Here is a 6,325-nt window from a genome sequence, read left to right as displayed (position 1 = left end):
GCAGTGAGGCTGGCTGGGTTGGCGTCATCGCGGGGCAAGCCCGCTCCCACGGTTTCTACTTCACTTGATGCTCAGCGGTGCGGTCACGGTCTGCCCCAGCGCCGACTTCACGGTCACCGCCGGTGGCGAGGCCGGGCCGCTGCCGGTGGTGGTCACCGACAGCTTCCAGCGTGCCCCGGTACCACTGACGGTCAGCGTCGCCAGCCCTAGGTCGAGCGGCCCGCTGGTGGTGTTGGTGCTGACGCGGATGCTGTTGCCACTGGCCACGCTGGTGGTGCCGGCGATTTCCCAGGTCCAGCGGCTGTTGCTGCGCAGTTGCACGCTGGCGCTGCTGACCACCACCGTGTCGGCCTGCACGGCGGGCGATACGGCGATGCTCACCGTGGCCGGGGCCAGCGACTCCAGGCCTTTGGCATCACGCGCCAGGTAGGTGAAGCTGGCGGTGAACGGCGTGGCCACCGTGGCCGGCGGGGTGTAGGTCACCTGGGTGCCGTTGCTGCTCACCGTGCCCATGCCCGAGTCGGGCTGGGCCAGGCCGCTGACCGTCAGCGGCAGGTTGCCGTCGGGGTCGGTGTCGTTGGCCAGCACGTTGAGCACGATCGGCTTGCCGGCACTGGTGGCGGCGCTGTCGTTCACCGCCACGGGCGGTTTGTTGCCGGGGTCTTCATTGCCACCACCGTCGCCGTCGGCCTTGCGGAAGGTCGGCAGGGCGGCGGAGTTGACGTACTGCACGCCATCCCAGCCGGGCAGGGGCGTGGGCATCAGCTGGAACTGGCCAGGGTGCTCGATGTCCCAGCGCAGCAGCATCGAGGAGTCTTCATGCTGGGTGTTGTGGCAGTGCTCCATGTAGGTGCCGGCGAACTCGCGGAAGCGGATGGCCATTTCCACTTCCTCGGACGAGTCTTTGTCCGGGCCGATGCGGTACACGTCCTTGCGCGCCCACTTCTCCCATTCCGGCGGCGCCTTGCCGTCGCGGCTGAGGATCACGCCTTCCTCGAAGTGCACGTGCACCGGGTGGCTCCAGCCGTTGCCGCCGTTCTTGATCTTCCACACCTCGAGCGTGCCGTCGCCGCTGAAGCCGGCGGCGGTCGCCTCGCTGGCCAGTTGCGGAGCAGCGCTGATACGCCGTGGGTCCATGCTGAAGCCGAAGCCACCGTCGGTCTTGATGGTCCAGGGCGCGCTGTCGGTGCCGTCCGAGCGGCCGAAGATGAACTCGCGGTGGCGCGCGGCCGCAAGCTTGGTCTGGTCGGCGGCGTTGCCGGGGTTGATGGTCAGCGGGATCATCACCAGGCCTTCGGCCTTGCCGGGTTTGGCCGGTTCATACAGGGCCGGGTCCATGCTCACGTCCTGGCCGCTGTAGGGCTGCACCAGCAGTTGCAGGAACTTGCCCACCGTCGGGTCACCGCCGTCCCACTCAGGGCCATTGCTGGTCTGCTTGATCACGGGCTTGTACTTGCCCGACAGCACGTCGGCCAGGGCAATCGGCTGTTTCGGCCCTTTGCCGGTTTCATGCTCCATCAGGTTGACGAAGTACAGTTTGTCGCCGGCCTTGATCCCGTTCTTGGCGAAGTTGACGATGATGTCGTAGCGCTCGGCGATGCCCTGCAGCGGCAGGATGCCGTTGTTGTCCTGGCGGTCGCCGTCGCCGTTGAGGTCCATGCTGCCGTCGAACGGCACCGCGTGTTCCATGATGTTGCCGTCGTTGCCGATCATGTGGAACGGCACGCGGTTGTACGACACATTGGAGCCGCTCGGGCCCTTGAACTCGCCGCTGCTGCCGGCCACCTCACGCACGATGGCGAACTTGAAGTAGCGCGACACCGAGCCGTTGAGGATGCGGAAGCGGTAGCTGCGCGCACGCACTTTCAGCTTTGGCTGGTACTGCCAGTTGACCAGGATCTGGTCACCGAGGAAGCCATCGGTGTTGAACGGGTTGAACCACAGTTGGCCATTGGCATCCCAGGCCTTGTCGGCGACCACCAGGTTGACGTCGTAGTCGCGGTTGCCCCAGGGCATTGCGCTGCCGCTGGGGAAGCGCAGGTTGACGCCGTCCTGCAGGGCTTCGTTGCCGCGGTCGATGGCCGAGTAGTAGTTCATCATCACCGCGTTGCCCTTGTAGACGTTCTGCGCGGTGAAATCGAGCATGTGGTCGTGGAACCAGTGGGTGCTCATGGTTTCGCGCCAGTCGCCGCGGATCTTGATGCTGCCGTTCTCGCAGGTCTTCAGGCCCGGTGAGCTGTCATTGACGTACAGGGTTTCGCCGGGCGAGCAGGGGAAGGCGGCGCGTGGGTCCTGGGCGCGGGTGTTGATGGTGTCGTAGCCGGCCAGCTGGATCGGCCAGCGGTAGTCGTAGTACTGGCCGGGGAAGAAGTAGGCGTTGGCGAAGCCGTCGCTTTCCGCCGGCGAGTGGCCGTTGTGTTCGTGGGTGGAGATGGTGTGCAGGCCAAAGCCGTTGTTGGCCGACGGGTCGATCGGCAGCGCGTTGTAGTGGCGCATCAGTACCGGCTGGCCGTAGCGCACCATCAGCAGCTTGATCGGGAAGGTGCCGTCGAAGGTCCACAGCGCCTTGTGGTTCTGCAGCGGCATCTTCGGGTGAAAGCGTGTGTCGATGCCCTTGGTGGTACCCAGGGTGGTGGGGATGTCCGAGGTCTGGTAATACAGGCCGCCGGGGCCGAACTCGCCCTTGCTGTAGCCGTGCAGCTGTTTGCGGTCACGCAGGCCCTGGTTGATGCGCGCGCCGGCCTGCGCGGTCTTGAACGCGGCCTGCGGGTAGAACTCGTTCCAGCGCTGGTGCGACCAGCCCTTTCCTGGTGGACGGCCTTCGGCGGGCGAGCCTACCGAATTGCGGTTGAGGAACATCTCGATCTGCGCCTTCCACGGGTTGCGGTCGAGCACGTTGGCATACTGCGACGGGAACGGCGTCAGCCCGGGTTGGGTGAGGAAGGCTTCCAGGGCGTTGCCGTTGGGGCTGCTGCGGGCAACGATGTCAGGGTCCTGGGCGGGGGCCGGGCCGAGGATGGGTGGCGGGAACGTCAGTTGGTAGGGCGGGGTGGCCGGGTCGAGTTTTTCCGGGCCGAACTCTTCGAGCAGCAGCAGTTGCTGGGTGAACGGTTCGGCGCCGAACAACGGGCTGGGCTTGCCGTTGGTGGGGTACTTGCGCGAAGTCTGCTGCGCTGGCTGCAGCACGTTGTCGGTGGTTACCGTGGAGCGGTCGCCGTAAACCCCATTGCTCAGTTCCAGCGAGCCTTCGTTGGCTTCGGGCATGCTTTTCAGCGCTTCGAGCGCCGCCGCCGCGGCCACCGGGTCGGCGGGTGGGTCGCTGTAGGCAGAAGGGTCGCCGGGCGGTGGCTGGCTGACGTCGTCCAATGATCCGGCTACCGCGCCCACCAGCCCGAAGCTGAGCAGTAGCGCCGTGACTGAGGACAACCTGAACACCTGTAGGGATGTTGCAGCTGGTTTCTTCATTGCGGTATGCCCCGTGTTGTGCAACGGGCATCTGTTGCCCACCCTTGGGGTGGCGCCGTGCCCTGTAGGTGGGATGAGCAACGGCTGTGCCAAAGGCAATGTGGCCAAGGGCCAGATATTTCAAGATGTTACAAAAGATGCGAACGCGATACGCTCAGGCTTCGCCGCAAACCTGGGGATAGTCACCCACTGATGGGTGGGGAATGCTGCCCCACTGGTCATCTGTATGGAGTATTCATGGACCCGCTGTTACTGATCGCCCTCGGCGCTGTCGTTGCCGGTTTCGTCCAAGGCCTGTCGGGCTTTGCCTTCGGCATGGTGGCCATGTCGTTCTGGGCCTGGGGCCTGGAGCCCCAGGCGGCGGCGGTGCTGACCGTGTTCGGCAGCCTCAGCGGCCAGTTGATCGCCGTGTTCAGTGTGCGCCGGGGGTTCAGTTGGGCCCTGCTGTGGCCCTTCGTGCTCGGTGGCCTGGCTGGCATCCCGCTGGGGGTGTGGGTGCTGCCCTACCTGGACATGCTGTGGTTCAAGGCGGTGTTCGGCAGCCTGCTGGTGCTGTGGTGCCCGCTGATGCTGCTGGCGCCGCGCCTGCCCAGGTTGCGCGGCGGGCGCCTGGCCGATGGCGCGGTGGGCATGGTCGGGGGAGTACTGGGCGGTATCGGCGGTTTCACCGGCACCGTGCCGACACTGTGGTGCACCTTGCGCGGCTTCGAGCGCGACACCCAGCGCGCGGTGATCCAGAACTTCAACCTGTCGATGCTGGCGGTGACCCTGCTTACCTACATCGGCAGCGGGCTGGTGACGGCGGCGCTGCTGCCGTCGTTTGCCGTGGTGGCGCTGGCGATGCTGCTGCCAACCCTGTTCGGCACACGGTTGTACCTGGGCATCAGCGAGCTGGCGTTTCGCCGGATCGTGCTGGGGCTGCTGACCCTGTCGGGCGTGGCGATGCTGGTGGTGGCGGTGCCGGGGTTGCTCAGCCGAGGATGAGCCGGCCTTGCGCCCAAGGGGCCAGCCAAGGCAAAGATGCCTTGCCCCGGCCCCTGCTTCTTGGCAACCTTGCCCGCCATTGCCTGTCGCCAACCCTGCAGTACAAGGAACCCCAAGGTGAGCTGGGAAAAAGTCGGTAAAGCCCTCGCGGGCCTGCTGGTCGTCGCGGTCACCGCCACCGCGCTCTTCGCCCTGTTGCGTGATGACGACCGCCTCGAAGCGCGCCTGACCTACGCCCACCTTACCTACCCGGGCCAGTTCAGCGAACGTATCAGCACGGCCAACGCGTTGCTCAAGTACGAGCGCCTGCATGGGCTTGTCCGCGAGATCGGCAACGGCGCGCTCGCCGACCCGCAGGTCGACAAGCTGGTGGAGCTGGCCCAGGCGCCGTACCTGCAGCTGTTCGCCAAGCCATTCGAGGCGGGGTTGGTGGATCACCGCACCGGGCTGCTGATCGAACTGTTCAACCACCGGCAGCGCCCGCTGCAGGCCGTGCAGATCCGCCTGCCGGCCAAGGGCCTGGTGCAGATTCGCGACAGCGCTGGCAACGATACCTTGCTGGAGGCGCCCACCAACCTTGTCGAAATCCCCAGTATCGAAGCGGCGGGCGAGAGCTGGATATGGGTGTATTTCGACACTGACTACTCGCAGATCCGCCAGGGCGGCATCAGCATCCGGCATGCCGACGGCAGCGCCGATATCCAGGTGTACCGCGAAGTGTTCGGCTTCGCGGCGCTGGTGGCACGCTACAGCGTTGAGCTGATGGTGCTGCTGGGCGTGTTGCTGTCGAGTGTGCTGTGGCTGGGCTATCGCAACCTGGTACAACGCGGGCGCGTCAGCGCCTGAGGCCAGCCAGTCATTTGTTGTTGATGCACTGCGACTGCATCACGTAGCGCACGGTGCGCAGGGCGCCCTGGCTGTCCTCGTAAGTCATCAGGCGGGGCCCGACGTTGCAGTTGCGCGGGTCGGCTGACTGGCGCACCAGGCGGGCAACGTCCAGGCGCATGCCGTAGCGGTAGTCGACGATCTCCGGCATGGGCTTGGCGCGCTCTGCCGCGTAGGCGGCCACGGCTTGCTGGTGGTCCTCCAGCAGTTGCTCGTTTGCCCGGCTGGTAAAACCGGTGGCCTGGGCCGAGAGGGACAGCGCCAGCAACGCGGCGCTCAGGGTCAGTCGTAGCATGGTGGGCCTCCGAAAGGGGTGAGGTTTCGAAGCCCAGGCTATCCAGCACCAGCCAACAGGGGCATGACGCCAGGGTTACAGATGCGCAAGGTATGGCCAGGCCCATGCCCGGCAAGGGTGTCACCCCGGCTCGACGGCACCCTGCAAGACCCCGCCCGGCGGCTGGGGGATGACCTTGTAGCAGGCCTTGGCGGTCGCCAGCAGCGTACCGTCCTCGGCGTGCAGCTCACCGCTGGTGTAGTGCAGCTTGCCGATGCGGCGGGTGACCCTGGCCACGCCGGCCAGGTGGCCCGGCAGGGCCGGGGCCAGCAAGCGGGTCTCGAGCCTGGCACTCAGCGCCACCTCTTCAGGGCCGAGGGCGGCCAGTACCGCCGCGCCCATGCAGTCATCCAGCATGGCCCCAAGCATGCCGCCGTGGATGCACTGCAGCGGCGTGGTCAACGAAGCCGAGGCATGAAAGCGCACCCGCACCTGGCGTTTGTCCGGCTCATAGAAGATGAACTCCCAGCCCAGCAGCGAAGACGCATGGGGGCAGGGGTGGTCGCCATTGGCAACCTTCCAGAACAACGTGGCGCTTTGCATGGCGGGCACTCCCTTCGGGCCGGCAGCTGGCATGTTTCGGGAGGGGCTGGCGCGTGTCTACTGGTAGAAATGCCAGGTGACGGAGGGGAGGGACTGCGTCATTGTGGCGGGCCC

Annotated in this window: 5 protein-coding genes; 2 read left to right on the top strand and 3 right to left on the bottom strand. The window is 66.2% G+C overall.

The genetic code is table 11. The annotated features are described in order from the left end of the window. Positions 1-60: 60 nt before the first annotated feature. Complete coding sequence (locus tag ABE459_RS20980; protein WP_346648129.1) at positions 61-3,465, bottom strand: Ig-like domain-containing protein; 3,405 nt, start codon at positions 3,463-3,465, stop codon at positions 61-63. Positions 3,466-3,702: 237 nt separating this feature from the next. Between ABE459_RS20980 and ABE459_RS20975 the strand changes: the two genes are divergently transcribed. Beyond that, positions 3,703-4,449 carry a sulfite exporter TauE/SafE family protein gene (locus tag ABE459_RS20975; protein WP_125859325.1) on the top strand — a complete coding sequence of 249 codons (747 nt, stop codon included), beginning with the start codon at positions 3,703-3,705 and terminating at the stop codon, positions 4,447-4,449. Positions 4,450-4,566: 117 nt separating this feature from the next. Continuing rightward, the gene (locus tag ABE459_RS20970) at positions 4,567-5,295 is read left to right on the top strand and encodes a hypothetical protein (RefSeq protein ID WP_323828789.1); all 729 of its coding nucleotides are present in this window, start codon (positions 4,567-4,569) and stop codon (positions 5,293-5,295) included. Between the two features lie 10 nt (positions 5,296-5,305). Here the strand turns inward: ABE459_RS20970 and ABE459_RS20965 are convergent, their stop codons facing one another. Continuing rightward, positions 5,306-5,629, bottom strand: a complete 324-nt coding sequence (locus ABE459_RS20965) for a DUF2790 domain-containing protein (protein WP_258642361.1) — start codon at positions 5,627-5,629, stop codon at positions 5,306-5,308. Positions 5,630-5,749: 120 nt separating this feature from the next. After that, positions 5,750-6,211 (bottom strand): PaaI family thioesterase, encoded by a 462-nt coding sequence (locus ABE459_RS20960; protein ID WP_323828793.1) that lies wholly within the window; start codon positions 6,209-6,211, stop codon positions 5,750-5,752. Positions 6,212-6,325: the final 114 nt, after the last annotated feature.

The sequence above is a fragment of the Pseudomonas sp. TWI923 genome (assembly GCF_039673365.1).
Lineage (GTDB): Bacteria > Pseudomonadota > Gammaproteobacteria > Pseudomonadales > Pseudomonadaceae > Aquipseudomonas > Aquipseudomonas sichuanensis.
The sequence above is the reverse complement of the archived record's forward strand: the minus strand, read 5'-3'. Positions and strand labels throughout refer to the sequence as shown.

Bases quoted from the DNA above. Each gene is read 5' to 3' on its own strand.
- ABE459_RS20980 (WP_346648129.1), bottom strand. From the start codon at position 3,465: ATGAAGAAACCAGCTGCAACATCCCTACAGGTGTTCAGGTTGTCCTCA.
- ABE459_RS20975 (WP_125859325.1), top strand. From the start codon at position 3,703: ATGGACCCGCTGTTACTGATCGCCCTCGGCGCTGTCGTTGCCGGTTTC.
- ABE459_RS20965 (WP_258642361.1), bottom strand. From the start codon at position 5,629: ATGCTACGACTGACCCTGAGCGCCGCGTTGCTGGCGCTGTCCCTCTCG.
- ABE459_RS20960 (WP_323828793.1), bottom strand. From the start codon at position 6,211: ATGCAAAGCGCCACGTTGTTCTGGAAGGTTGCCAATGGCGACCACCCC.